The organism is Planctomycetota bacterium (assembly GCA_035574235.1).
GTDB lineage: Bacteria > Planctomycetota > MHYJ01 > MHYJ01 > JACPRB01 > DATLZA01.
The window spans coordinates 13,256-36,021 of record DATLZA010000063.1; the positions used below are offsets into that span (position 1 = coordinate 13,256).

The window sequence follows — 22,766 nt, forward strand, 5'->3', positions numbered from 1 at the left end:
CGCGGCGGCCCGGCGTCGCTAGAATGTCCGCCATGCCCGACACGCCCACCGCCGTCAAGACCCGCCTGCGCGAAGCCGTCGCCCAAGCCGCCGCCCAGGGCCTCGACCGAACCGTCGAGGAGATCGAATCGGCCCTCGTCTCGGCCTGGCTTCTCGAGCGCCGGGGAGCCCTCGAACCCCGCGACGTCCCCGATTTCGTCGCGGCGGTCGAATCCGCGCTCCGCAGGATCGCCCCGCCCCCGCCGCGCAAGGTGAAATTCTCCGAGCCCCTGCGGAAGATCCTGCCCCTTTCCGAGGCCGCCGTCCGGCCCGCCTTCGACGCGGCCCTCCTCCTCCTGGCCCTCGCCCAGGTCGGCGACTTCACCGAAGAGCCCGACAAGCGACGCCGCGAGCACGAGCTGTTCCTGGACGACTGGCGCCGCATGATCTGGGAATCCGCGCGGATCTCCGACTGGGCGCGGTTCCGCCGGCTCGTGGGGCGCGAGGAACGCGTCCTCGAAGGCCGCCTCTCCCGGGACGTGGCCCTGCAGACCCTCGAGGCCATCGCCCGCCGGCGGGCCGACAACCTCACGCCGCTGCCCGACCTCTCCGTGGTCGCCTGCGCCCGCTGCGGCCAGAACCGCGGCCGCGACCGGATCCGCTGCGCCCGCTGCCGCGGCACCTTCTGCACCCGGTGCCTGGGTCCGTCGCCGGATCTCTGCCTGCCCGACTACGCCGCCCGCTACGCGACGATCGACCCCGAACGCCGCCGCCGCCTGGCCGACGAGGCGCGCGCCCTCCTCAAGGAACTCCGCCTCGACGCTCACGCCCGCAACGACGCCTTCGCCCGCGCCCTGAAAGAGAAAGGCGTGGACGTGATCTTTTCGGAAACGGCGCCCCTCGAAGGCGAGGAGTCCCCCGGCGTCCACGGCCGCTTCAAGTTCGTCCTGCGCGACCGCGAAGGCCCTTCCGCCAAGCGCGCCCTCTTCGGGGCGCTCGCCCGGGCCCACGCCCGCGGCGCGGGCGTGGACGCCGCGCCCGCGGAAGTGGATTACTTCACCGACGTCTGCCTGGGACTGCCCGTCGAGGAAGCGCTCGGCGCGTCTCCCGGCCCCCCGCCGCCTCCGCCGGCCCCGGAGGGCGCAGGTCCCCCGCTCAGCGCGCCTTCGTAGCGTACGTCCGGCGCGTGCCCTTGGAGGGGACCTCGACCGTGTAAGCCTTGCCGGAGGGCTCCACCGCCAGGCGGATCCCCGCCCCCTCGCAGCGCTCGCCGTCGTTGGCCACGCACTCCGGCGGCGCGTTGTCCCCCGCGCCGGTGGCCACATTGCGGTGCACCTGGAACACGTCCTTCAGGCCCGCCACCGCGCGGAGCCGCCGGTAGGTCTCGGCGCTGCCCCCTTTGCGCGGACCGTTGTTGATCACCGCCACCGTGGGCGCCGCCGCGGCCAGAAGCGCCGGATGGTTCGAAATGTCCAGGCCGTGATGCGTCACCTGATAGACATCCACGGCGCCCACCCGGTCGGCGGGACAGACGAGCTTGTGCTCGACGTTCCAGGTCAGATCGCCGAGATTGAGAAACCGGAATCCCCGGAACTCGAGGACGAATCCGAGGCTCCGGGCGTTGTCGGAGGCGTCCTCCGGTCGCGCCGGATGCTCCGGATTGGCCGCGCAGGGGCGGACCTGCGGCGCCCCGGGCGGCTCGCCGAGCACCCGTCCGTGCGCGCTCACGATCCGCACCGCGGCGCCCTTGAGCGGGACCTCGTCCCCGGGCGCCAGCACCACCGACTTTCCCCCCGTCACGCGAAGGTACGCCTCCTTGAGCTTGGGGTCGATGTCCCGCGGGGAGCCTTCGGGAAACCCGTGATCGTAGAACCGGGCGATCGGAACCCTCCGGGCCAGCTCCTCGAGTCCGCCCCAGTGGTCCACATGCCAATGGCTGACGAGAAAATGATCGATCCGCGACAGTCCGGCCTCCCGCACCGTCCGCGCGATCCGTTCCGCGTCCCGCTCTCCCGGCCACCCGCAATCCATGAGAAGCGATTCCCCCTCCGGGGTCACGATCAGCGTCGCGGCGCCCCCCTCGACGTCGATCCAGCGGATCTCCAGCCCCTTCTCCTGGGGAGTCGCCCCGACCAGCCCCAGCGCCAGGATCGCCAGCGTCCTCATGCCTTCCTCCCCCGTCACACGGTGGCCACGTGGATCAGGTTCGTCGTCCCGGGACGGGCGAAGGGCCAGCCCGCGGTGACGACCACCGTCGCCCCCTCCGGAACCCGCCCGCGGATGGACTCGCGAAAGCGGTCCAGGACCGGCGCGTCCTCCGTGAACCACGGCGCGAGAATCGCCTCCACGCCCCACACGAGGGACAGCCGCCGCCGAACGACGTCCGAATTGGTCAGCACGAGAATCGGAATGCGCGGCCGGTAGCAGGCGATCTTGCGCGCCGTGAAACCCGTGCTCGTCAGGACGACCAGGGCGCTGGCGCCGACCCGCTCGGCCAGGCCGCTGGCGGTGTGGGCCAGCGCATCGGCCGCGTCCGGACCCAGCACGTCCCCTCGCGGGGCGACGAGAGGCTCCGCCTCTTCGAGGATCCTCCGCATGACCCGCACCGCCTCGAGGGGATAGTTCCCGACCGCCGTCTCCTCGCTCAACATCACCGCGTCCGTCCCGTCGAGCGCCGCGTTGGCCACGTCGGTCGCTTCCGCGCGCGTGGGCTGCGGGCTGTCCACCATGGACCGCAGCATCTGGGTGGCCGTGATCACCATCTTTCCCTCGCGGTTGGCCATCGCGATCACGCGCTTCTGGACCACGGGGACCCGCTCGATCGGAATCTCCACCCCGAGGTCGCCCCGCGCCACCATGACGCCGTCGGCCGCGCGCACGATCTCCTCGATTCTCCGGACCGCCTCGGGCTTTTCGATCTTGGCGATCACCGGAAGCCCGCACGCGCGCACCTCGTCGAGATCCGAGGCGCGGCGCACGAACGACAGCGCGACGAAATCCACTCCCTGCGCCACGCCGAATTCGAGATCCGCCCGGTCCTTGTCCGTGAGGGACGGAATGTCGAGCTCCGAGGACGGCAGGTTGATGCCCTTGCCCGCCGGGATCTCTCCGCCGACGACGACGCGGCTGCGGCGCGCGTCGATGACCTCGAGCTGCATGAGCCCGTCGGCCAGAAGGACGGGATCCCCGCGGCGCACCGTCGGCGGAAGATCGATCTCGACGACGTCGCCGGGCCGCCCCCGGACGGGCCGCGACAGCCTCAGTTTCGGGCCGCAGAGATCCTGCAGGATCCCCACGGGACGATCCCCCGCGAGGCGACGGATGGACTTGATGAGCGCCCCGTGCTGCTCGTGGGTGCCGTGCGAGAAATTCAGGCGGAAGACGTCCACCCCCGCCTCGATGAGCGCCCGGATCTTGTCGGAGGAGCTCGTCGCGGGGCCGAGGGTGGCAACGACGCGGGTTCGGCTCATGGGGATCGGCGAAGGCGGCGCGCCGGACGGGCCCGGAGGCGGCGCCGCAGCGGGATCCGCTTCTCCTCCCGCGGGTTGGCGTAGTCCCACACCGCCGGACGCTCGGACCGGTGCTCGCGTCTCGGAATCATGGGCGCGCGCAGTATAGCACCGGGGCCGCGGCAACCCAACAAAGAGTTTGATTTGCCCGACCGCGCGGATATCTTGGGTGCCCATGAGCCCCCCCTCCGCTCCCCGCCGCCTGCGCGCGGGCATGGTCGGCATGGGCATGATCTTCGAGGAGACCTACCGGCCCCTCTTCGAAGCCCTGCACGCGTCCGGCCTTTACCGCCGCGACTTCGGAGACGTCGACGTGGAGCTCGCGGCCGTGGCCACCCGCACCGGCGAGCGCGCCCGGCGCTACAAGGCGCAGGCCCGCGGCCGGGTGGCCGATTTCACCAGCTTCGAAGGGCCGGACGCCGCCGCGCGCCTCGTGGACTCGGACGTCGACTTCGTCTGCGTGGCCACCCCGGACGACCGGCACTTCGACGTCGCCCGCCGCGCCCTGGCCGCGGGGCGCCACGTGCTCATCGAGAAGCCCTCGGTGCTGCGCCTTCAGGAACTCGACGCGCTGACCGCCCTGGCCCGCGAGAAGGAAGTCCTGGCCAAGGTCGTCTATCACAAGCTCTGCGACCCGGACCACAAGAAGCTCCGGACCCTCGTGGCCGACGGCGAGCTCCGTCACGTCAACAACGGCTACTGCTCCCTTCTGGAACCCAAGAGCATTTCGGGCGGACAGTTCGCCGAATGGATCCGCGGCCGCAACCCCGGCACCTACGTGGCCGTCCATTACATCAAGCTCATCGACTTCACCTTCGGCGGACGGCTCAAGACCGTCACCTGCGCCGGCCAGCGCGGCATCGTGGGCCCCCCGGACGGAAACACCTGGGACTCGACGCAGCTTCGTCTCGTCTACGAGTACCCCGACGGCCGCGAGGCGGCTTTCGACATTCACACGAGCTGGGTGAACCCCGACAACTTTCCGGGCTACGTCGAACAGGAGGTCCAGTTCCGCTTCGACAACGGCGTCTGGAACGGACACTCGCGCAAGCGGGGCGTGGAGCTGACGGTCGAGGGACGCACGCCGCAGCCCCTCAAGATCACGCTCAACACCCATTACAACGGCACGTTTCTCGAGCCCTGGGGGGAACGCAGCCAGCGCGGATACGGGATCGAGGTCCTGCGCCGGTTCGTCGAGGAGGTCGCCTACGTGGAGTACGGCGGCCCCCGCGAGAGCCGCCGGGAACGCCTCGCCCGCATGCGCGCGCTGGCCTACAACGACCTTTCGGCCGACCGCCAGGTGGTCGCCGCGGTCCATGCCATGGAGGCCCTTCTCGCGCACGCCGCGCGCGGCGAGCCCGACGGCGTGGTCCGCGTGGAGCGGGACGGACGCCTGAACCTCTATCTGCCGGGCCGCGCGGAGCCCGTCGTGCTCTACGCGCGGCAGGAATCCCCGCCATGACGATCGAGCATCCCGGAGAGCCCCGGTCCAACGACGTGCGCCGCCTCATCGGCGAGCGCGAGCCCAAGGGGTTGCGCACCTACACCCCCACCCAGCTCGTCATCGCCAAGAGCGCCGGCGTCTTTCATTGGACGCCGGACGGACGCAAGCTCTACGACTTCACGTCGGGAGTGCTCGTGGCCAACCTGGGCCACAACCCGGCCGACTGGCACAAGCGCTTCCTGCGCTACATGGGCTGGGCCGACCGGCCCGCCGGAGGAGCGTTCTTCGAAGCGGTGCCGTTGACGGCGTACAACGCCATCACCCAGGTCGAGGCCGAGGCGGTGCGGCGCCTCACGGCGTGCCTCCAGGCGCGCCCCGGCGGCCGCCGGCTGGAACAGGTCCTCTGGGCGGCCTCCGGATCCGAAGCGGTCCAGAAGGCGCTCTGGGCGTCGCTCGCCTTCAACCCTTCCCGCGACCGGATCCTGGCCACGCGCGACGGCTTCCATGGGAAAAAGGGGCTCGCCGAGGCGGTCACCGGAAACGAAAACGACCGCAACCGCGACCCGCGGGTCCGCTTCATCCGCTTTCCGAAACAGGAGTGCGCCGACCTTTCCCTGCGCGGGGCGCCCTACGATCCCTCCCCCGTCCTGGCGGAACTGGAGGCGATTCGCGCCGAAGGACGCGGCGTCGCGTGCCTGATCACGGAACCCTATCTTGGGGGCGGCGGATCGTACCATCCCCCCAAGAGTTACCTCCAGGCGCTCCAGGACTGGTGCCGACGGAACGACGTGATCTTCATCCTCGACGAGATCCAGTCCAACTTCGGCCGCACCGGGAAGCTCTTCGCCTTCGAAACCTACGGCCTGGAGCCCGACATCGTGGTCCTCGGAAAGGGGCTCGGAAACGGCGTGCCCGTCGCCTGCGCGGTGGGACGGGCGGACGTGCTGGGCTCTCTCGGCTACGGAGAAGGCTCCGACACCTACAGCGCCAACCCGCTGGGCTGCGCCGCCGTCCTGGCGACGCTCGATCTCTACGAGCAGACGGACATCCTCGAACGCGCGCGGCGCGTCTCGCGCGTCCTGGAGGCGGGCCTCGTCGAGCTCAAGAAGACGCCGCTCATCCGGCACGTGCGGGGCGAGGAGGGCGGAATGGTCTGGGGACTGGAGGCCGCGGAGGCGGCGGGCCGGCCGGCCGCGGAGGTGGCCAACGCGCTCGTGCTGGCCGCCTACCGGGGCGACGGCCGCGGCCGCGGAGTCCACCTCCTGGGGCCGCTGTCCCAGAAGGTCATCCGGGTGGCGCCTCCCCTGGTCCTCTCGGAAACGGAAGCCCGCGACGCCCTGGAGGCTCTGACGGCCTGCTTCCGCGAAACCGAGCGCCGCCTCTCCGGAAAACCCTAGTCTTTCTTCTTGCGAAAAAGATCCTTCAGGGACTCGGCCGCCGATTCGATGTCCTTCTTTACGTCCTTGGCGTCCTGGGCGTCCGTCCGGGTCTTCCGGAGCGCCTCCTGCAGGGCGCCCGTGTCGCCGGTCCGCAGCGCCCGAAGGGATTCCTCCTGAACGGCCTTGAAGTCCCCTTCGAGCGGTACCGCCTTCTCCAGGCCCGCCTTCTTCACGGAATCCAGCCGCTCCCCGATCCGGTCGATATGGGCCTGAAGCTCCTTGCGGCCCAGCATCTCGAGCCCCTTGCGCGCAATCTCCAGAAAGGGCGCCTGAGCCTGCACGGACGGGGCGCTCACCGGACCCACGACCGCCGCCCCCACGACCACGGGAAGTTTTTCGCCGTAGGCGTTGATCCCCTGAACGGCCGCCGCGGAAGTGCGCTCGTCCAGCCCCAGAATCCGCGGGCGGTCCTTCCGCAAGGACACGCGCAGCCGGTCCACGCGCAGGTTCACCGAAGCGTCGATCGCGCCGCCCGCGACCGCTCCCGTCACGGCCGTCGAGGCGATCCCTTCCTCCACGACCACGGGAAGGCTTTTCTCGTACCACGGCCGGAGCGCCGCAAGCGGAACCGCCGAGACGCCGAAGTCCACCGACGCCCGCTCGGGCAGGATCGAAAACCGAAAGGCGATCCCCCCGGAAGCGCCCCCGTCCAGCTTGCCCGTCCCCTCAAGCGCGAGCGGCGCTCCGTTCCAGCCCGGACGGGCCGAAAGCTCCGTCCCCCGCGCGGACAGGTGGGTGATCGCCGGGACCGCGGCGGAACCGGGAGGGGCCGCCCGGTCGTCGATCTGGAGAGCCACGTTCCGCGCCTCGATCCGCTCGACGCGCACGAGCGGCGCCGAGCGCTCGAATTCCCACCGCCGGGAGGGGTCATAGGGAAGCCGCGGCCGTTGCTCCGGACGAGCCTTCCGGGCCGCTTCTTTCTCCCGCGCCGCCTTCTCCCGGTATGCGGCGAACCGCCGGAACGCCTCCGCCCAGTCCGCCTCCCGGCCGCGTTCGGCGAGCCAGGCGACGAATTCCTCCCACGCGGCCCGCTCGCCCGGAGACGCCGCGCCGGAAGGCTTCGCCGCGGGCAGCTCCGTGACGTTCAGCTTCCCGTCCTCACGGCGCACGACGCGAAACGAGACGTCCTCCACGCGCAGGTCCTCGACGTGAAACCGCCCGCGCAGAAGATCGGTGAAATGAAGATCGGCGTGGAACCGCCCCACGCGGACCATGTCCCGGCCCGTGTCGGAGGGATCGGGGAGCTGGAAGTCCGTGAACTCGAGGGTCTGGCCGAAAAACGCGTACCGGATGTCTCCGAACGTGCAGCGCACGCCCAGGGCGCGACTCACGGCCCCGCCGGCAAGATCCCGGATGGCGAACTCCGCATAAAATCCCGCCCCGATCGCCAGCGCGGCGCCGAGGAGCGGAACCGCCGCCAGCATGTACGCCCGAAAGGGACGCAGCAGGATAAAACGGGGCTTCCGCTCTTCGAGTTCCTTGTCCCGACCGGCGAAGATCCAGTGGAGCGCCCGAAACGCCCGGTACTGCATCCCCCGCCGGTACCAGGCCGACTCCCCGATCCACCGGGAAATCCGATCCCGGTATCGCCGCACGCAAAGACCCGTCGCCGCCGCCACGAGCGCCGCCGCCGGAAGGGCCATCGCGTACGCCCCCGCCACGACATAGCGGTCATAGCCCAGGTAGGCGAGAACCGGCGCCTCCGCCAGCGCCCGCACGACCGACTCCGCGGCCGGAACGCCGCCGCCGAGCATCGTCTCGCCCAGCCGGAAAGCCGCCGGACCCAGAAGTAATCCCACCGGCTTGAACGCCCCGAACGCGAGAAGGAACATTCCCATGCTGCAGTTGAAAAGCACCGCCAGCCCGAAGAGAAGCCCCCCGTGCAGGCCGGCCGGCGTGAGCCCGGCAAGCGCGCCGAAAAAAGCGCCCGCGGCGATCTGGCCGGGCGTCAAGTCCGACTTCAGCTGACGAATCGTCTTTCGGAGGAAGTTGATCAGCCCGAACATGTCCCGTCCCCCCTTCCCGCCCATGAGGCGGCCGGCCAGCATACCACGACCTCCGACTCCGCCGGTAGAAATCCCGGGATCCGGGGGAACAGGCTCAGGCTTGGCCCGCGGCGGGGTCGAAAGTAGAATCGGCCCCATGTCCGAAAAGACGGCGGAGCGGTACGACGTCATCATCCTCGGCGGCGCGCTCGCCGGAGCGGCGACCGCCCTCCTGCTCCGCCGCCGGTTCCCGCACCTCCGCGTGCTTCTCCTCGAACGCCGGCCGGTCTTCGACTGGAAGGTGGGCGAATCGACGGTCGAGACCTCCGGATACTTCCTCTCCCGGGTCCTGCGCCTGTACGACTACCTCTCCCGCGAGCAGCTTCCCAAGCAGTCTTTCCGCTACTGGTTCCATCACGGCGAAGCGGGCGACCTCCGCACGGCCAGCGAAGTGGGCCCGTACCAGCTCGCGCGCCTGCCGGCCTTCCAGCTCGACCGTGCGGCCCTGGACGAGCACGTGCTGGCCCTGGCGGTGCGCGAAGGGGCCGAGCTCTGGCGGCCCGCCCGCGTCGTCGAAGTCCGCCTGCCGGAGGAGACCGGCGGCCAGGAGGGCGTGATCCTCGCCGAGCGCGACGGACGTCCGGTCGAGCTTCGCGCGGGCTGGATCGTGGACGCCAGCGGCCGTGCCGCGATCGTGGCGCGCAAGCGCGGATGGCTGCACCCCCTGGCGGAGCACCCCACGCGGGCCGTCTGGGCGCGCTTTCGGGGCGTGGCCGACCTCGACGGTCCCGAAATCTCGGGCACGGACCCGGACGACTCCTTCGCCCGCACCAGCGTCGCCGCCCGGCGCCTGGCCACGAACCACTTCATGGGCTACGGCTACTGGATGTGGTTCATCCCGTTGCGGGGAGGCGAGACGAGCGTGGGCGCCGTGTGGGACCGCCGCCTCGTCGAGCCGGAAGGGGATTCGGCGGAGGAGCGCCTGCACTGGTTTCTCCGGGGCAATCCGCTGACGCGCCGCCTCATGGAGAAGGCCGAGGCCGTGCCCGGAGACCTGCGCGCGTACGCCCATCTGCCCTACCTCGTGGACCGCGTCGCGGGACCCGGGTGGTCGCTCGTGGGGGACGCGGCGGGGTTCCTCGATCCCTTTTACAGCCCCGGGCTCGACCAGCTTTCCTTTTCCGTTTCCTGGACGCTGGAACTGATCCGCCGCTCGCTGGAGCGCCCCGAGCCGGAGGCTTTCGCGCGCGAGGTCGCCGCGCACAACGAAGCGTATGTGCGCTACCTGCGCTTCTTCTTCGAGTCGATCTACCGGGACAAGTATTACCTGATGGGCGACTTCGACACGATGACGGCGTCGTTCCTCATCGACACGTCGCTCTACTATTTCTTCACCGTCTGGCCTCTCTACAAGCGCGGCGGGCGGGGGCTCCTGAATCCGCCGTTTTACGACCCCTACGCCCGGTTCGCGTTCCCGCTGATCCGATTCTACCAGCGCCGCCTGATCGCCATCGCCCGGCGGAAGGCGAGGCTGGGCACCTACGGACGGCGCAACACGGGGCGGCGGCCGAAGCTGGTGGGATTCTCCCTGGGGATCGGAGCCGTCCTCATGTTCCTCAAAGGCCTGCGCTTCTGGCTGCGCGCCGAGCTCGAGAACGCCTGGACGCTGATCTCCCGTCCCCGCCCCCGGCCCGACCTCATGCCCGGACCCCGGCGGACGCCCGCTCCGGCGGCCTCCCGCGCCGAACCCGCGCTCGAGGAAGCGACCCGGCAATCTTGACCCCGGCCCGGGATCCGGACATATAATGCTGCCCTCATGACGTCCGCGACGCGCGAGATCCCCCTTTCCGACCGCGAACCGCGCTACCGGGAAACGGTCGTCCAGATGCTGCGCTCCCAGGCATGGCGGGAGCTTTCCGCGGCCCAGCTTTTCGGCCACGGGCTCCAGTTCGTCGAAGACATCCCCTCGCTCCGCTTCATCACCCGGCATGTCGTGGAAGAAACGGAGCACTATGTCGCCGTCGCCGATCTCTACCGGCGGCACGTGGGAGAGTCCATCGAACCCTGGGTCCACGAGAAGCTCCGGCAGAAACCGATCCCCATGGCGGAAAGTTTCCTTGAGCTCGGCATCGCCCAGTGGCTCTACGACCGCGGAGGCTTCTGGCAGCTTCGCGAGTACGTGGACTCCAGCTGGGCGCCCTACCGTGAAATCGTGGGCAAGATCATCGCTCAGGAAGAAGGTCATCAGGACCACGGCGAGCGGATCGCCGTGCCGCTGTGCCGCCGGGAGAAAGACCGCGCCAAGGTCCAGCGCCTCTTCGAGCGCTGGCTTCGCCTGGGTCTGGTCTGCCTGGGACGCCCCAACAGCGAAGGGAACCGCTACGCCATCGCCGTGGGGCTCAAGAAGCGCGACTCCGGCGAGTGCATAAAGGACTACATCCGGGACATCCTGCCGGCCGTCCGCGAAGCGGGCCTCCGCCTTCCTCCCAAAGAGAGCCTGGGGCTCGAACTTCCCGCCGACCTCGAGTGGCCGGTGGAGTGAGGTCCTCCCGCCGCCGACGCGCGCCCCTTCGCCGGGGACCGACTCCACGTTCCGCCGGCTCCTTGATTTTGTGGCTACAGGTGGCTACCATTCCCTTATGAGAGCCGTCGGGGTCAAGGAACTCAAGAACCGCTTGAGTGAATATGTCCGCCTGGCCGCCTCGGGAGAGGTGGTGCTTGTCACCGACCGCGACAGAGTCGTGGCGGAACTGAGTCCGCCGCGTCCCGACCGCAGCCCGCGTCTGGAGGACGCCCTCCTGGCCGAAGCCGTGCGAAAGGGATGGGTAACGCCCCCGTCGTACCCGGATCTGCCGCTCCCTCCCCGCCGCCCCGTCGCGCCCCTGCGGACGATCCTCCGGGAACTTGAGAAGCTTCGCCGGGATCGATGACGTACGTCGATACGTCGGTGCTGCTCGCCTTTATCTTCGCGGAGGACCGGGTTCCGCCCGATTCCTTCTGGAAAGGTCCCCTGACGTCAAGCCGCCTGGCCGAGTATGAAGTCTGGACGAGCATCCATGCTCGAAAAAGCCGCCGTGAACACGCCGACGCCGCCCGAGCGCTGCTGGGCCGTCTCGCCTGGGTGGAACTGGCTCCCGCCGTCCTGGCCCGAGCCCTGGAACCTTTTCCGATCCCGGTCCGCACTCTGGACGCCCTCCACCTGGCTTCGATGTGTTTCCTCCGGGAACGGACTCCTTCGCTCGAAGTCGCCACCTACGACGAAAAGCTGGCCGCCGCCGCCCGCTCTCTCAAGCTCAAGGTCGTCGCTCCCTGAACCCGGCGTCTCCCCGCCGGCGTCCAACCCCCGGCTTGACGGCGTCCGGCGCCGTGGCCTAAGATCCTTACGCGTGATCGAAGCCGCCCGCCTCGAAGAAGCCCTCCGCGAGTCCTGGCAACTCCCCTTCCGCGCCGTCGTCACGCCGGACCCCGTCCCGGCCGACCGCCTCACCGCCGGCGAGACCCGGCTCCTGAAGGAGATGAAGAACGCCCGGCGGCGCGACTCCTGGCTGCGCGGCCGCAACGCCCTCAAGACCCTCCTCGAAATCCTCGGCGAGAACCCCGATACCTCGCTCGTCCGCGTCCCCCACCCGCGTCTGTCCCTCTCCCACAGCGGACCGTGGGCCGTAGCCCTGGGAACGGCCTCGCCGGGAACCGCCGGCGTCGGGGTGGATCTCGAACTGCGCGAGCCCCCCCGCGTCGAGTCCATGAGATTCTTCCTCGCCCCCGAAGAGCAAGCCCGTCTCCGCCACGCCCCCGCCCGGACGCTCCTTCGGCTCTGGACCGTCAAGGAGGCCATCTTCAAGGCCGATCCGGACAACGCCCTGGCCTCCGTTCGCGGCTACGTCCTCGAAGATCCCGAGGCCCCCGAGGGACGCGTCCGCACGGGCCCGAAAACCTTCCTCTACCGGACCTTCGAGGTTCCCGGCGGGTTCCTGACCGCGGCGCTCCTGCGCGCCTGAGCGGAGGATTGCGCCCCGGCGGGAGGGGCGGTAAGATTCACGGGCCGCCATGCTGTCCGAGGCCGCACGACGATCCCCCCTTCTTTCCGCCCTGGGGCGCCAGGCGCGCGACCGCGCCCGGCGGCCCGCGCTCGCCTCGGAATCCGAGGGGCTCGACCTCACGTTCGCGGACCTCGCCGCCCGCATCGACGCATGGACGCACGCTCTTCAGGCGGCCGGCGTCCGCCCCGACGCGCCCGCCGCCCTGGCGACCGGCAACCGCGCCGCCTTCGTCGAACTCTTTTTCGCCCTGCGCGCCCTCGACGTGCCCGTCCTGACGGTCGACGACTCCCTGCCCCCTCCGGCGACGCTCGAAATCGCCCGCCGCATGGGGGCCGGCCGGCTCCTCCACCGCCGCGCCGCCGCGCTCGGAGGCGCCCCCCTGCCGGGAGCGCCCGACCCCGCGGTCTTCCTGCGCTCCCTCGACGGCGCCCGCCCCGCGCCCGCCGGGACCGCGCTCATCAAGCTCACCTCCGGCAGCACCCTCAACCCGCGCGGCGCCTGCTTCACCGAGGAAGCGCTCGCGGAAGGCATCGACCACATCGCCCGGGGCATGGAGCTCGGACCCTCCGACCGCGTTCTCCTTTCGATCCCCCTGAGCCACTCCTATGGGTTCGACAACGGCGTCCTCTCGCTGGCCGCCGCGGGAACGCCCCTGGTCCTCCAGGACGACCTCCTCCCCGCCGCCCTCCTGCGCACCCTGCGCGACCGCGCCGTCACCTTCTTCCCGACGGTGCCGGCCCTCGTCCGGCTCCTGGCTCAGGTCGAATGGCCGCGCGACCTGCCCCTGCGCGCCGTGATCTCGGCGAGCGCCCCCCTGGCCGCCGAACACGCGCGGGCCTTCCGGCGCGCCTCGGGACTTCCGGTGCGGCAGTTCTACGGCGCCACGGAATGCGGCGGAATTTCCTTCGAAGCCCGGCCCGACGATCCCGAAGCCGAAGGCACCGTGGGCTTCCCGCTGCCGGGCGTGGACGTCGAAACCCATCCCGAAGAGGGCATTCGCGTCCGGTCGCGCGCCAACCGCTTCGCCCTCCTGCCGGAAGGCGGCCCGGTCCCCACCGCCGTGGCCACCGGCGACCGCGGCGAGTGGACCCCCGAGGGCCGCCTGCGCCTCCGGGGACGCATCCTCCCGCTCGGCAACGTCGGCGGCGTCAAGATCGACCTCGGCGCGATCGACGCGTTCCTCCGCGCCCTCCCCGGCGTCTCCGACGCGGCCGTCCTTCCCGTGGAAGACCCTTCGAAGGGACACCGGCTGGTCGCCTGGGTCGAATCGGAAACGCGCCGGCCCGAGGAAATCCTCGACCTCTGCCGGACCCGCCTGGGACCCCGCGAGGTTCCGGGGGAAATCCGCGTCCTGCCCCGGCTTCCCCGCACCTCCCGGGGCAAGCTCGACCGGGCGGCGCTCGCCGGCCGGGCGGAAGGAGATCCCTGCCATGCATGACGTGGCCGTCATCGGCGGCGGCCCGGCCGGCTCCACCGCCGCCTACGTCCTGGCGCGCGAAGGCGTCCGCACGGTGCTCCTGGAGCGCGAGCGCTTCCCGCGGCATCACATCGGCGAGTCCCTCCTTCCCCGCGCCGGCGGCCTCTACCGCCGCCTGGGACTGCTCCCCGTCCTCGAGCGGGAGGGCTTCACCCCGAAGTACGGAGCGTTCGTCGTCTCCAACGACGGCGGCGTCGAACTCGAAATCAACTTCTTCAACAACGCTCAGCGCAATCCCGACCTCGTCGCCTGGGAGGTGGAACGCGAACGCTTCGACCACCTCCTCCTCGACCACGCCCGCCGCGCCGGCGCCGAGGTCCGCGAAGGGGTCGCGGTCCTCGACGCCGACGCGCGCGAGGACGCCCCCTGCCGCCTGCGGCTGCGCGACGACGCCGGCCGCGAATCCTCCCTGGAAGCGCGCTGGATCGTGGACGCCAGCGGGCAGAGCTCGCTGCTGGCCAAGCTGCATGACCTGCGCGTCCGGCACCCGTCCCATCGGAAAATCGCCGTCTACGCCCGGTACAAGGGAATGCCGCGCCGCGAGGGCTTCCGCGCCGGAAACGTGGATCTGGTCCTCGGACCCGGCGGCTGGTTCTGGCTGATCCCCCTGCGCGACGACCTGACGAGCGTCGGGTTCGTCTCGGACGTGGCGCGCTGGAAGGCGACCGGCCTGTCCCCGGAGGCGCTGCTCGAGGACGCGATCCGCCGCTCTCCCTTCGTCTTCGGCCGGCTCCGGCACGCCCCGCGGGTCACGCCCGTGTGGACCGCCAGCAACTACAGCTACTCGTCCCGCCGCCTGGCCGGCCCCGGGTTCGTCCTGGTCGGAGACGCCGCGGAATTTCTGGATCCCATCTGGTCGACCGGCGTCATGCTCGCCATGCGCAGCGGCGAACGCGCCGCGCTCGACCTGGCCGCCGCCCTCCGCTCCGGCCGCCCCCTCCGCGCGGACGTGTTCGACGATTACGAGCGGACCTTCCGCCGGTGGACGAAGCACCACTTCGCGATGATCGAGGCGTTCTATTCCCCCGGCTTCGCCGAAGTCTTCCTCAACCGCCGCGAGACGCTCGGCATGGCCGAAGCCGTCACGGCGCTTCTGGCGGGCCAGTCGGAACAGGGCTGGCTCGATCGGCTCCGCGTCCGCCTCTTCCTCCTCCTCATCCGCCTCAACCGGCGATTCAAGTTCCTCAAGGATCCCCGAAGCCCGGAGGCCGCCATCCCCCATGCCTGATCCCGAATCGCTTTCCTTCGAGGAGGTCCGCCGCCTCCTTCCGCAGGCGCCGCCGTTCCTCATGGTGGACCGCGTGGAGGAGCTCCACCCGGGAGAGCGGATCGTCGCCGTGAGAAACGTCACGGGCAACGAGCCCTACTTCCAGGGCCACTTCCCCTCGCTCGCGGTGATGCCGGCCGCGCTCATCCTGGAAGCCCTCGCCCAGGCGACGATCCTCCTCACGCGCCGGACCGCCGAACGCGCCGGCGCCCCCGGGGGCGCCGGGGACGAAATCCATCTTTTCGGATCCGTCAAGGCCCGCATGCACCGGCCCGTCTTCCCGGGAGACGTCCTGCGCCTGGAGGTCCGGCTCCTCAAACTCTATGGAGAAGGCGGCGCCGCCGAAGGGAAGGCGATCGTCCAGGGCACGGTCTGCACGGAAGCGGAAATGTACTTCGTCCGGACGCGGCGGGACGCCCTCCTGCGGCGCGGGTCATGAGGCGGACGGCGGCGGCGCTTCTGGCGGCGCTGGCGGCGTGCGCGGGACTTGCGCCGCTGGATCCCGAATCGGCCCGCGCGCTTGCCGCGCTGCCCGTTCCCGAAGGCCCCTTCGTCCGCGCGAAGGTCCGCCTCGAATTCGAAAGCCCCGCCTTCTCCGGACGCTTCGAAGGCGTCGTCCTCGCGCGCCCCGGACCCGAACCGGCCGTCCGCGCCCAGTTCTTCCCGGACGTCGGCGGAACGGCGGTCGATCTGGCGGCCCGGCCGGACCGCGTCGCGGGCCGCTTTCCGCCGACCGGCGAGGCGATCCTCATGAACCTGCCCGGCGAGGCGCGCCCGCATCCGCTGGCGCTTCTTGGAGCGACGCTTCTGGAGCGCTTCGCTCCCGCGACGGCGGAACGCGCGCGCGGGGTCCGGCGTGAGAACGGCGAAACGTGGGTGGCCCTCGAAGGCGCGGCGCGGGGCGTGCGGGTGGAGGTCCTGCTCCCCGGGGGCGCCCGCCGCCGGTTCTCCTGGATGCCGGGCGTCCGCTGGGAAGAACGCTCGACGCCCGGCCGCTCGATCGAGATCGAAGCGCCGCGCCTGCGGGCGCGCGGCGAAGTGCTCGAGATCGACCGGCGGCGCGAGGTTCCGGAGGGCGTCTTCGACTGGACGCCCGGGGGGCGGCCGTGAGGCCGCGCCTGGCGGAGACGGTCGTCCGGCGCCCGCGCGCGGTGCTCGCCGTCGCCTTCGGGGCGGCGATGGCCGCCTCGGGGCTCCTCGCGCGCCTGCGCGTCGATCCCGACCTCGAACACCTCCTGCCGAAGGACGATCCCACGCTGCGTCTCACACGCCATCTCCAGGGCGAGGCGCCCCCGAGCCGGACGCTTTTCATCATCCTGCGCGGCGACGATCCCGTGGAGCTCGAGGCGGCCGCGGCGCAGGCGTCCGCGGCCCTGCGCGGCTCGCCCTGGCTGGCCCGCGTGTGGGCCACAAGGCTCGAGCTGGCGGGGCCGCGCGCGGACTGGCACCGCCGCGCGCCGCTCTACGCGCTGCCCGGGGAAACGCTCGACGCTTTGGCGGACCGCCTGGCCGGGCCGGGCCGCCGCCGGGAACTCGAGGCCGCGCGCCGCCGGGTCGCGGAAGACCCCCTGGCCGGCCGTGAGCTCGTCCTTCGAGATCCCCTGGGAGTGCGCTGGATCTACGAGGAAGCGGCCGACCGCCTGGCGCGCCGTTTTCCGTTCCGGACGCGGCCGGGCTCGCCGTACTTCGTGATCGAAGATCCGCCTCTCGCCCTTCTTCGGGCGGTGGGGAAGCGGGATTCCTTCGACCTCTCCTTTTCGGACGCGCTTCTGTCCGACGTCGAAGGGCGCCTGAGCGGGGCGCTGGGGGCCCGGCCGGTCCGCGCGGAACTCGCCGGAGGGTACGTCAGCGCGCGCCACCACGCGGGGGCCATGCGGCGGGACATGCAGGTGCAGATCGCGGGGTCCGCGATCCTCGTGACGATATTTCTGACCCTTTTTTCGAGGAGCCTTCCCGGACCGATCCTCATGCTCCTGCCCGTGGGCTGGGCGCTCCTGGGGTCGCTGGCGCTCGGCGGAGCGCTCCTGGGCCCGCTGACGCCCCTGGCGATCAGCGCGGCCGCCATGCTCATCGCCCAGGGAATCGATTTCCCCGTCCACCTCCTCTCCCGCTTCCGCCAGGAGCGCATCGCGCGCGACCCCGCCGACGCGGCGGCGGAGGCCGCCGCCTCCCTGGGGCGTCCTTTCGTGGGCGCGGCGGCGACGACGCTGGCGGCCTTTCTCCTGCTCCTGGCCAGCCGGTTCCCCGGATTCCGGCAGCTGGGCGTGCTTCTGGCGCTGGGCCTGGCGCTCTGCCTGGTGGCGTCGATGACGGTCTTTCCGGCCCTCCTCGTCCTGGCCGATCGCGCGGTTCGGCCGGCCGGCGGAGGCGCCTCCTGGATCGGTCGCTTCGCCGCCGCACTCCAAAACACGCGGGCCCGCCGGCCCCTGGCGATCCTGGCGGGGGTCCTGCTTCTTGGCGGATGGGGGATCTTCGCCGCGCGCGGGCTCCGCGTCGATCTCGATCTTCGGAATTCCATGCCGCCCGGGGATCCGGGACTGGCCGCCCTGGAGCGTCTCGAAAGGGACCTGGGAATGTCGTTTACTCCCGTCTTCGCCCTCGTGGACGCCTCGATGTCTCCGGACGAACTCCGGTCCCGCGTCTCTTCGATCCGCGGGGCGGCCGCCGCGGACGGCCCGCAGGAGCTTTTTCCTTCTCCCGAAGGCCGGGAGAGGGCCGAACGTTTCCTCCGGACCACGCAGGGATGGATCGACGGCGCACTGCGCGATCTGGCGAGTCTGGGCTTCCGTCCCGCGCCGTTCCGGCCGGCGCTCGAGGAGTTGGAACGGACGCTCTCGGCGCCGCCGCCGGATCTTTCGACCCTCGACCGGCCGGAATTCGAAGCGCTCCGCCGGAGCGTCCTCTATGAAGAGGGGGACCGCCGGTCCTGGGTCGTGACGCTTTTCCCGCGCCGGGCGCTCTGGGATCCCGGCGTCCGCGCCGAGTTCGACCGCGAAGCGCGGGCGGCGCTGGGGGAGACGGTTCGGCTTTACGGGGCGTTCCATCTGCCCGACCACTACGCGCGGGCGCTGTCCGGAGATTTGGTCCGAATCACTCTGGCCACGGCGGCGGCGGTGGCGATTCTCACGATTCTTTCCGTCGGCGCGATCCGCGACGGCCTGGCGGCGCTCCTTCCGGCCGCGGGAGCCGTGGGAGCGGCGCTCGGCGTGTGCGCCCTTTCCCATGGGGCGCTCACCCTGATGAACATGGTGGCGGTCCCGATCGCGCTCGGCATCGGCGTGGACGCGGGGATCCATTACGTCTGCCGCCTTCGCGAGCGGCCGGACCGGGACGCGGCGGCCGCGCTGGCCGACGTCGCGCCCGGCCTGTGGGGCGCGGCGGGAACGACGCTGCTGGGGTTCGGCTCGATCGCCTTTTCGGACACGCCCGGTCTGGCGTCCCTGGGGCTCCTCGTCTGCGCCGGCATGGCCGTCTCCCTGACGGTCGCGATCTTCCTCCTCCCGCCGCTCTTGCGCCGAAGGCTTGACGCGGCGGCTTCGGGGGGACGACAATAGCCGCATGAGAAACCTCAGAACGGCGGCCTTCGGTCTCCTGGCCCTCGCGGCGGCGGGATGCGCCACCCGCTCCGAGATCCGCAGCCTTCCCATGGACGCGGGTGTGGCCCGGACCTACGACAAGCCCTTCGATCGCGTGCGCATGGCCTGCCGGGACGCCCTCGGGGAGCTGGCGTTCAACATCAAGGAAGGCGAGAAGGACACGGGCTTCATCGATGAGACGCATTATCGGATCATCGGCACGCAGGGACTGGCGGCCGGGACGATGGGTCGGATCGCGCGGATCATGATCGAAAACCAGAAAAGCCAGTGCGCCGTCTGGGTCGTGGTGCGGAGCAAGGTGGAAAGCCGCGAGGCCGAGCCGGCCGATCAGGCGATCGCGGAGGATCTGCACAAACGGATCGCCGCGCGGCTTGCGAAATGATCGCTCCGATGCTCGCCGCCCTTCTGGCGGCGCCTCAGGAGGACGCCGCCGCGCGGGAGGCGCTCGCCCGGCTGGCGGGACGCCTGAAGGAGGCGCGGACCCTTTCGGCCCGCGTGATCCAGGAGCGCCGGACCGCGCTCCTCGAGGAGCCGCTCCGGTCGTCCGGCACGCTCTATTACCGCCGCGAGCCGGCGCGGCTGGTCCTCGTGCTCTCCGATCCCCGGTCCACGATCGTCCACCTCGACCGCTCGTCCTACCAGGTCTACCGGCCCGACGAAAAGCGCCTGGAACGCTTCGACTTCGAGGATCCCGGAATGGCGCCGCGCCTCCTGGCGGCCTTCGAACCGCGGTCCGAGGAGATCGGGAAGGCCTTCCTCGTGCGCCGCGGCGAGGCCGGGCCGGGCGAGACGGAGATCCTCCTTGAGCCGCGCGACGAGAAGCTCGCGCGGCGGGTCCGCCGCCTGGCGCTGCGCACGGACGCCGAGGGAGGACTCCGCCGGATCGTCTTCACCGACCCGGAGGGAGACGAGGTCTCCTTCGCGCTCTCCGAGGTCCGGGTCAATCCCGAGCTGCCCGCGGACGTCTTCGAGCTTCGCGTTCCCCCGGACACCCGGATCCTCCGGCATGCGGTCCCGGCGGAGAAGGACGCCGCCCGACCGCGCTAATCCTTGATTCTCCGCCCGGCCGGCGGTTTACTTGGGCACCTGAAGTCTCCGCCCCTGCGGGGAAATTTCGCGATCATGACCCAGGACGACGCCGAGCTTCGAGTTCGCATCAAGGCGCTCCTCGTCCAGTGCGCGCGCCTGAAGGTCGCGCCCTCGGACATCGGCGACGACCAGCCGCTGTTCGACCCGGAGAAAGGTCTGGGCCTGGACTCGATCGACGTCCTGGAATTCGTCGTCCATCTGGAACGCTCGTTCGGCGTGACGATCCCCGACCGGGAGACCGGCCAGCGGGTGCTCCGTTCCGTCTCCACGATCGCCGAGTTCGTCCGATCGAACGGCCGCGCGCCGTGAGGAACGAGGCCCTCTGGAGGCACAGCCGCCACTGGCTGAACGTCCGGCCGGTCTACGCCTTCGGCCGGTGGGTGCTGGAGAACTTTCCCCTCTTCGTGGGCTACGGAATCACCTGGGGCGTCACGGAGACGGCCTACCGCTTCAGCCCCGAACAGCGCCGAGGACTCACGGGCAACGTCCGCCGCGTGCTCCAGGCCACGCGCCCCGGGCTTTCCCCGGAGGCCCTCGAGCGCCTCGTGGGCGCGCTCGTGCACCGGATATTTCTCAACCGGGGCGTCTGGTTCGCGGACCTCTCCGTCATGGCCGGCCGGCGGCGCCTCGAAGACCTCTTCCACTTCGAGCTCGAGGGCAACTGGGAGGCCCTTTCCCGCGCGCGGGCGGCCGGACGCGGGGCGATCCTCGCCTCCGCGCATCTCGGAAATTGGCACGCCGGAAGCGTCATCGTCGCGCGCCACGGGATCCCCGTGCGGGCGGTCATGTACCACAATCACGCCAGCGACTCGATGGACCGCGGAGTCGCCCGGCGCGGCGGCGTCCGGCAGACCTTCGTGGAACCGGACCCGATCGCCATGATCGAAGTCGTCCGCGCGCTCCGCGGCGGCGAGATCGTCGCGATGCTCGCCGACAAGCCGTGGGACAGCCGTTCGGTCCCCGTTCCCTTCTTCGGGCGGCCCAGCCGGTTCCCGGTCGGTCCGGTGCGGATCGCGCGTCTGGCGGAGGTCCCGATCTTTCCGGCCTTCTGTCTCTGGGATCGCCCGCGCCGGTACCGCGCGGTGCTCTGCGATCCGATCGAAGTCCGCGGCGGCGACCCCGAGGCCGCCGAGCGCGGGGCGCTCGAGGCGTTCGCGCGCGTCCTGGAGCGGTTCGTCGCGAGCCACCTGCCTGTCTGGTTCAACTTCACGCCCGCCTGGGAGGATCCATGACGCCTCCGCGGCGCGTCGTCGTCACCGGCTTGGCCTACGTCACGGCGCTCGGGTTCAATCACGAGGATCACGAACCGGCGCTCCGTGGGGGACGATCCAGCGCCCGTCCGATCTCGCGCTTCGACACGTCCGGATTCCGCACGCGCCTGGGGGCGCAGGTGGACGAGGCGCGGCTCGAGGAGCGCCTTCGCGACGCGGGCCTCCCCGCCCGCCGCCGGAGGCTGGCGCTCGAGACGCGGATGCTGGCGTGGGCGGTCGCGGCGGCCCTCGAGGATGCCGGCATGGGCCGGGCGGGCCCGCCCCTTCCGCTCGTGGTCGGAACCACCCTCGAGGGCTTCGCCCAGGGGGAGCTCTGGCACGCCGAGCGGCGGCTCGATCCGACGCGGGCGCGGCCCGGTCGCCTGCGGGAAGTCCTCTCGGGCGGGCAACTGGCGGCGGTCGTGGACCTCCTGGGGCGGCCGCTGGAGGCGCAGGTCGTCTCGAACGCCTGCGCCACGGGCGTGAGCGCGATCGGCCGGCTCTTCCGGAGGATCCGCTCGGGCGCCGCCGAGGCGGGGCTGGCCGGCGGCTACGACGTCCTGGGACGTTTCATCCACCTGGGGTTCGACTCCCTGGGGGCGCTGACGGCCGACCGGTGCGCCCCCTTCGACCGGACCCGCTCGGGATTTTTCATCGGCGACGGCGCGGCGATCCTCGTCCTGGAATCCCTCGACTCCGCGCGGCGCCGCCGCGCGCGCGTGCGCGGCGAGATTCTCGGCTGCGGGGAATCGGCCGAAGCGCACCATCCCGCGCACCCCCGGCCCGACGGCGCCGGCATCGCCCGCGCCATCGCGCGCGCCCTGGAGTCGGCCGGGATCCGGCCCGAGGACGTCGATTACATCAACGCGCACGGAACGGGCACGCCGGCCAACGACGTCGCCGAGGCGCGGGGAATTCTCCGGGCGTTCGGGGAAGAGGCGGGACGACGCGTTCCCGTCAGCTCCACGAAGGCTCTGGTGGGGCACACGCTCGGAGCCGCGGGGGCGGTCGAGCAGTGCTTCTCGCTCCTGGCCCTGGAGCGCGGATTCCTCCCGCCGCAGGCCCACCTGCGGGAACCCGATCCGGGGTGTCCTCTCAACCTCGTGCGCGATCCGGCCGCCGGCCGCCCCCGCATCGCGCTCAACCATGCGTTCGGGTTCGGAGGAGCCAACGGGGTGCTTGTCGCGCGCCGCTGGGAGGAGGAGGCGTGAAGGGCCCCGCCGGAATCGTATCCGCGTCGCTCTCCTTTTGGGAAGGCCCGGTTCCGGCGGATCTCGAGGCGCGCCTGCCTCAGCCCAACAGCCTTCGGCGCGGGGGGGATGCGGCCCGCGCGGCCGTGGCGGCCGCGGCGGACGCCTTCCGCGCCGCCGGGGTGCGCGTCTCCGAACGCACGGGGGCGTACGTCGGCCAGCAGCAGATCCCCTTGGCTTACTGCGCCGAGTTCCTGGAGCAGTCCTACCGGGAAGGCCCCCGATTCGCCAGCCCCCTTCTTTTTTCCGAGTCCGTGGCCAACAACGCCGCCACGCACCTCTCGCTCACCTTCGGCATGACGGGACCGCTTCAGACCTTCATCGGGAGCCGCGCCGCCGGCCTTCAGGCGCTGGCCGCGGCGGCCGAGGACCTCGCCGAGGGCATCGTGGACGCCGCGCTCGTCGTGGTCCTGAGCTTCTCCCACGAACTGACGGGCGCGG

23 protein-coding genes are annotated in these 22,766 nt (G+C 71.2%); 19 read left to right on the forward strand and 4 right to left on the reverse strand.

Going from position 1 to position 22,766, the window contains the following annotated elements; genetic code table 11:
* Positions 1 to 32: 32 nt before the first annotated feature.
* Positions 33 to 1,151, forward strand: coding sequence for a hypothetical protein (locus tag VNO22_05235; GenBank protein HXG60751.1), 1,119 nt, complete (start codon positions 33 to 35; stop codon positions 1,149 to 1,151).
* Here the strand turns inward: VNO22_05235 and VNO22_05240 are convergent.
* Genes VNO22_05240 through VNO22_05250 form a run of 3 tightly spaced genes read right to left on the reverse strand, consistent with a single transcriptional unit; the run spans position 1,135 to position 3,580 of the window.
* Entirely contained in the window at positions 1,135 to 2,145 is a 1,011-nt protein-coding gene (locus tag VNO22_05240) for an MBL fold metallo-hydrolase (protein HXG60752.1), read from the reverse strand. The genes VNO22_05235 and VNO22_05240 overlap by 17 nt on opposite strands.
* Before the next feature lie 14 nt (positions 2,146 to 2,159).
* Positions 2,160 to 3,449, reverse strand: a complete 1,290-nt coding sequence (gene pyk, locus VNO22_05245; protein ID HXG60753.1) for a pyruvate kinase — start codon at positions 3,447 to 3,449, stop codon at positions 2,160 to 2,162.
* Positions 3,446 to 3,580: a hypothetical protein gene (locus VNO22_05250; GenBank protein HXG60754.1), complete on the reverse strand. Its 135-nt coding sequence runs from the start codon at positions 3,578 to 3,580 to the stop codon at positions 3,446 to 3,448. Before VNO22_05250 ends, pyk begins: the two co-directional genes overlap by 4 nt.
* An 83-nt stretch (positions 3,581 to 3,663) precedes the next feature.
* Here VNO22_05250 and VNO22_05255 point away from each other — a divergent pair, with 83 nt between their 5' ends.
* Together VNO22_05255 and VNO22_05260 are read left to right on the forward strand one after the other, a co-directional pair.
* A complete protein-coding gene (locus VNO22_05255) occupies positions 3,664 to 4,950 on the forward strand; it encodes a Gfo/Idh/MocA family oxidoreductase (protein ID HXG60755.1) in 1,287 nt (428 codons plus the stop codon).
* Positions 4,947 to 6,329, forward strand: coding sequence for an aspartate aminotransferase family protein (locus tag VNO22_05260; protein ID HXG60756.1), 1,383 nt, complete (start codon positions 4,947 to 4,949; stop codon positions 6,327 to 6,329). Before VNO22_05255 ends, VNO22_05260 begins: the two co-directional genes overlap by 4 nt.
* Here the strand turns inward: VNO22_05260 and VNO22_05265 are convergent.
* Positions 6,326 to 8,419: a DUF748 domain-containing protein gene (locus tag VNO22_05265; protein HXG60757.1), complete on the reverse strand. Its 2,094-nt coding sequence runs from the start codon at positions 8,417 to 8,419 to the stop codon at positions 6,326 to 6,328. The two genes, VNO22_05260 and VNO22_05265, sit on opposite strands and share 4 nt — an antisense overlap.
* A gap of 94 nt (positions 8,420 to 8,513) precedes the next feature.
* On the opposite strand from VNO22_05265, the gene VNO22_05270 reads away from it, so the two are divergent.
* The 16 genes from VNO22_05270 to VNO22_05345 all read left to right on the forward strand — a co-directional run.
* Complete coding sequence (locus VNO22_05270; protein HXG60758.1) at positions 8,514 to 10,136, forward strand: tryptophan 7-halogenase; 1,623 nt, start codon at positions 8,514 to 8,516, stop codon at positions 10,134 to 10,136.
* Between the two features lie 36 nt (positions 10,137 to 10,172).
* Complete coding sequence (locus VNO22_05275; protein ID HXG60759.1) at positions 10,173 to 10,898, forward strand: Phenylacetic acid catabolic protein; 726 nt, start codon at positions 10,173 to 10,175, stop codon at positions 10,896 to 10,898.
* 97 nt (positions 10,899 to 10,995) lie between these two features.
* Positions 10,996 to 11,286, forward strand: a complete 291-nt coding sequence (locus VNO22_05280; GenBank protein HXG60760.1) for a type II toxin-antitoxin system prevent-host-death family antitoxin — start codon at positions 10,996 to 10,998, stop codon at positions 11,284 to 11,286.
* The gene (locus VNO22_05285; protein HXG60761.1) at positions 11,283 to 11,669 is read left to right on the forward strand and encodes a type II toxin-antitoxin system VapC family toxin; all 387 of its coding nucleotides are present in this window, start codon (positions 11,283 to 11,285) and stop codon (positions 11,667 to 11,669) included. The genes VNO22_05280 and VNO22_05285 overlap by 4 nt, the downstream gene beginning before the upstream one ends.
* Positions 11,670 to 11,742: 73 nt before the next feature.
* Complete coding sequence (locus VNO22_05290; protein ID HXG60762.1) at positions 11,743 to 12,354, forward strand: 4'-phosphopantetheinyl transferase superfamily protein; 612 nt, start codon at positions 11,743 to 11,745, stop codon at positions 12,352 to 12,354.
* A gap of 49 nt (positions 12,355 to 12,403) precedes the next feature.
* A complete protein-coding gene (locus tag VNO22_05295; GenBank protein HXG60763.1) occupies positions 12,404 to 13,834 on the forward strand; it encodes a class I adenylate-forming enzyme family protein in 1,431 nt (476 codons plus the stop codon).
* The gene (locus VNO22_05300) at positions 13,827 to 15,101 is read left to right on the forward strand and encodes an NAD(P)/FAD-dependent oxidoreductase (GenBank protein ID HXG60764.1); all 1,275 of its coding nucleotides are present in this window, start codon (positions 13,827 to 13,829) and stop codon (positions 15,099 to 15,101) included. The genes VNO22_05295 and VNO22_05300 overlap by 8 nt, the downstream gene beginning before the upstream one ends.
* Entirely contained in the window at positions 15,094 to 15,579 is a 486-nt protein-coding gene (gene fabZ, locus VNO22_05305; protein HXG60765.1) for a 3-hydroxyacyl-ACP dehydratase FabZ, read from the forward strand. Before VNO22_05300 ends, fabZ begins: the two co-directional genes overlap by 8 nt.
* Positions 15,576 to 16,250, forward strand: a complete 675-nt coding sequence (locus VNO22_05310) for a hypothetical protein (protein HXG60766.1) — start codon at positions 15,576 to 15,578, stop codon at positions 16,248 to 16,250. Before fabZ ends, VNO22_05310 begins: the two co-directional genes overlap by 4 nt.
* Positions 16,247 to 18,694, forward strand: a complete 2,448-nt coding sequence (locus VNO22_05315) for an MMPL family transporter (GenBank protein HXG60767.1) — start codon at positions 16,247 to 16,249, stop codon at positions 18,692 to 18,694. Before VNO22_05310 ends, VNO22_05315 begins: the two co-directional genes overlap by 4 nt.
* Before the next feature lie 4 nt (positions 18,695 to 18,698).
* Entirely contained in the window at positions 18,699 to 19,118 is a 420-nt protein-coding gene (locus VNO22_05320; GenBank protein ID HXG60768.1) for a hypothetical protein, read from the forward strand.
* An 8-nt stretch (positions 19,119 to 19,126) separates the two neighbouring features.
* The gene (locus tag VNO22_05325; protein ID HXG60769.1) at positions 19,127 to 19,783 is read left to right on the forward strand and encodes an outer membrane lipoprotein carrier protein LolA; all 657 of its coding nucleotides are present in this window, start codon (positions 19,127 to 19,129) and stop codon (positions 19,781 to 19,783) included.
* A 75-nt stretch (positions 19,784 to 19,858) separates the two neighbouring features.
* Positions 19,859 to 20,134, forward strand: coding sequence for an acyl carrier protein (locus tag VNO22_05330; protein HXG60770.1), 276 nt, complete (start codon positions 19,859 to 19,861; stop codon positions 20,132 to 20,134).
* Entirely contained in the window at positions 20,131 to 21,057 is a 927-nt protein-coding gene (locus VNO22_05335) for a lysophospholipid acyltransferase family protein (GenBank protein HXG60771.1), read from the forward strand. The genes VNO22_05330 and VNO22_05335 overlap by 4 nt, the downstream gene beginning before the upstream one ends.
* Positions 21,054 to 22,286, forward strand: a complete 1,233-nt coding sequence (locus VNO22_05340) for a beta-ketoacyl-[acyl-carrier-protein] synthase family protein (protein HXG60772.1) — start codon at positions 21,054 to 21,056, stop codon at positions 22,284 to 22,286. Before VNO22_05335 ends, VNO22_05340 begins: the two co-directional genes overlap by 4 nt.
* On the forward strand, positions 22,283 to 22,766 hold a 484-nt coding region (locus VNO22_05345), incomplete at its 3' end, for a beta-ketoacyl synthase N-terminal-like domain-containing protein (GenBank protein HXG60773.1). The genes VNO22_05340 and VNO22_05345, both read left to right, overlap by 4 nt.

Excerpts from the sequence above, each read along its gene's own strand:
- VNO22_05235 (HXG60751.1), top strand. The coding sequence starts at position 33 with ATGCCCGACACGCCCACCGCCGTCAAGACCCGCCTGCGCGAAGCCGTC.
- VNO22_05240 (HXG60752.1), bottom strand. The coding sequence starts at position 2,145 with ATGAGGACGCTGGCGATCCTGGCGCTGGGGCTGGTCGGGGCGACTCCC.
- pyk (HXG60753.1), bottom strand. The coding sequence starts at position 3,449 with ATGAGCCGAACCCGCGTCGTTGCCACCCTCGGCCCCGCGACGAGCTCC.
- VNO22_05250 (HXG60754.1), bottom strand. The coding sequence starts at position 3,580 with ATGATTCCGAGACGCGAGCACCGGTCCGAGCGTCCGGCGGTGTGGGAC.
- VNO22_05255 (HXG60755.1), top strand. The coding sequence starts at position 3,664 with ATGAGCCCCCCCTCCGCTCCCCGCCGCCTGCGCGCGGGCATGGTCGGC.
- VNO22_05260 (HXG60756.1), top strand. The coding sequence starts at position 4,947 with ATGACGATCGAGCATCCCGGAGAGCCCCGGTCCAACGACGTGCGCCGC.
- VNO22_05265 (HXG60757.1), bottom strand. The coding sequence starts at position 8,419 with ATGCTGGCCGGCCGCCTCATGGGCGGGAAGGGGGGACGGGACATGTTC.
- VNO22_05270 (HXG60758.1), top strand. The coding sequence starts at position 8,514 with ATGTCCGAAAAGACGGCGGAGCGGTACGACGTCATCATCCTCGGCGGC.
- VNO22_05275 (HXG60759.1), top strand. The coding sequence starts at position 10,173 with ATGACGTCCGCGACGCGCGAGATCCCCCTTTCCGACCGCGAACCGCGC.
- VNO22_05280 (HXG60760.1), top strand. The coding sequence starts at position 10,996 with ATGAGAGCCGTCGGGGTCAAGGAACTCAAGAACCGCTTGAGTGAATAT.
- VNO22_05285 (HXG60761.1), top strand. The coding sequence starts at position 11,283 with ATGACGTACGTCGATACGTCGGTGCTGCTCGCCTTTATCTTCGCGGAG.
- VNO22_05295 (HXG60763.1), top strand. The coding sequence starts at position 12,404 with ATGCTGTCCGAGGCCGCACGACGATCCCCCCTTCTTTCCGCCCTGGGG.
- VNO22_05300 (HXG60764.1), top strand. The coding sequence starts at position 13,827 with ATGCATGACGTGGCCGTCATCGGCGGCGGCCCGGCCGGCTCCACCGCC.
- fabZ (HXG60765.1), top strand. The coding sequence starts at position 15,094 with ATGCCTGATCCCGAATCGCTTTCCTTCGAGGAGGTCCGCCGCCTCCTT.
- VNO22_05310 (HXG60766.1), top strand. The coding sequence starts at position 15,576 with ATGAGGCGGACGGCGGCGGCGCTTCTGGCGGCGCTGGCGGCGTGCGCG.
- VNO22_05320 (HXG60768.1), top strand. The coding sequence starts at position 18,699 with ATGAGAAACCTCAGAACGGCGGCCTTCGGTCTCCTGGCCCTCGCGGCG.
- VNO22_05325 (HXG60769.1), top strand. The coding sequence starts at position 19,127 with ATGCTCGCCGCCCTTCTGGCGGCGCCTCAGGAGGACGCCGCCGCGCGG.
- VNO22_05330 (HXG60770.1), top strand. The coding sequence starts at position 19,859 with ATGACCCAGGACGACGCCGAGCTTCGAGTTCGCATCAAGGCGCTCCTC.
- VNO22_05340 (HXG60772.1), top strand. The coding sequence starts at position 21,054 with ATGACGCCTCCGCGGCGCGTCGTCGTCACCGGCTTGGCCTACGTCACG.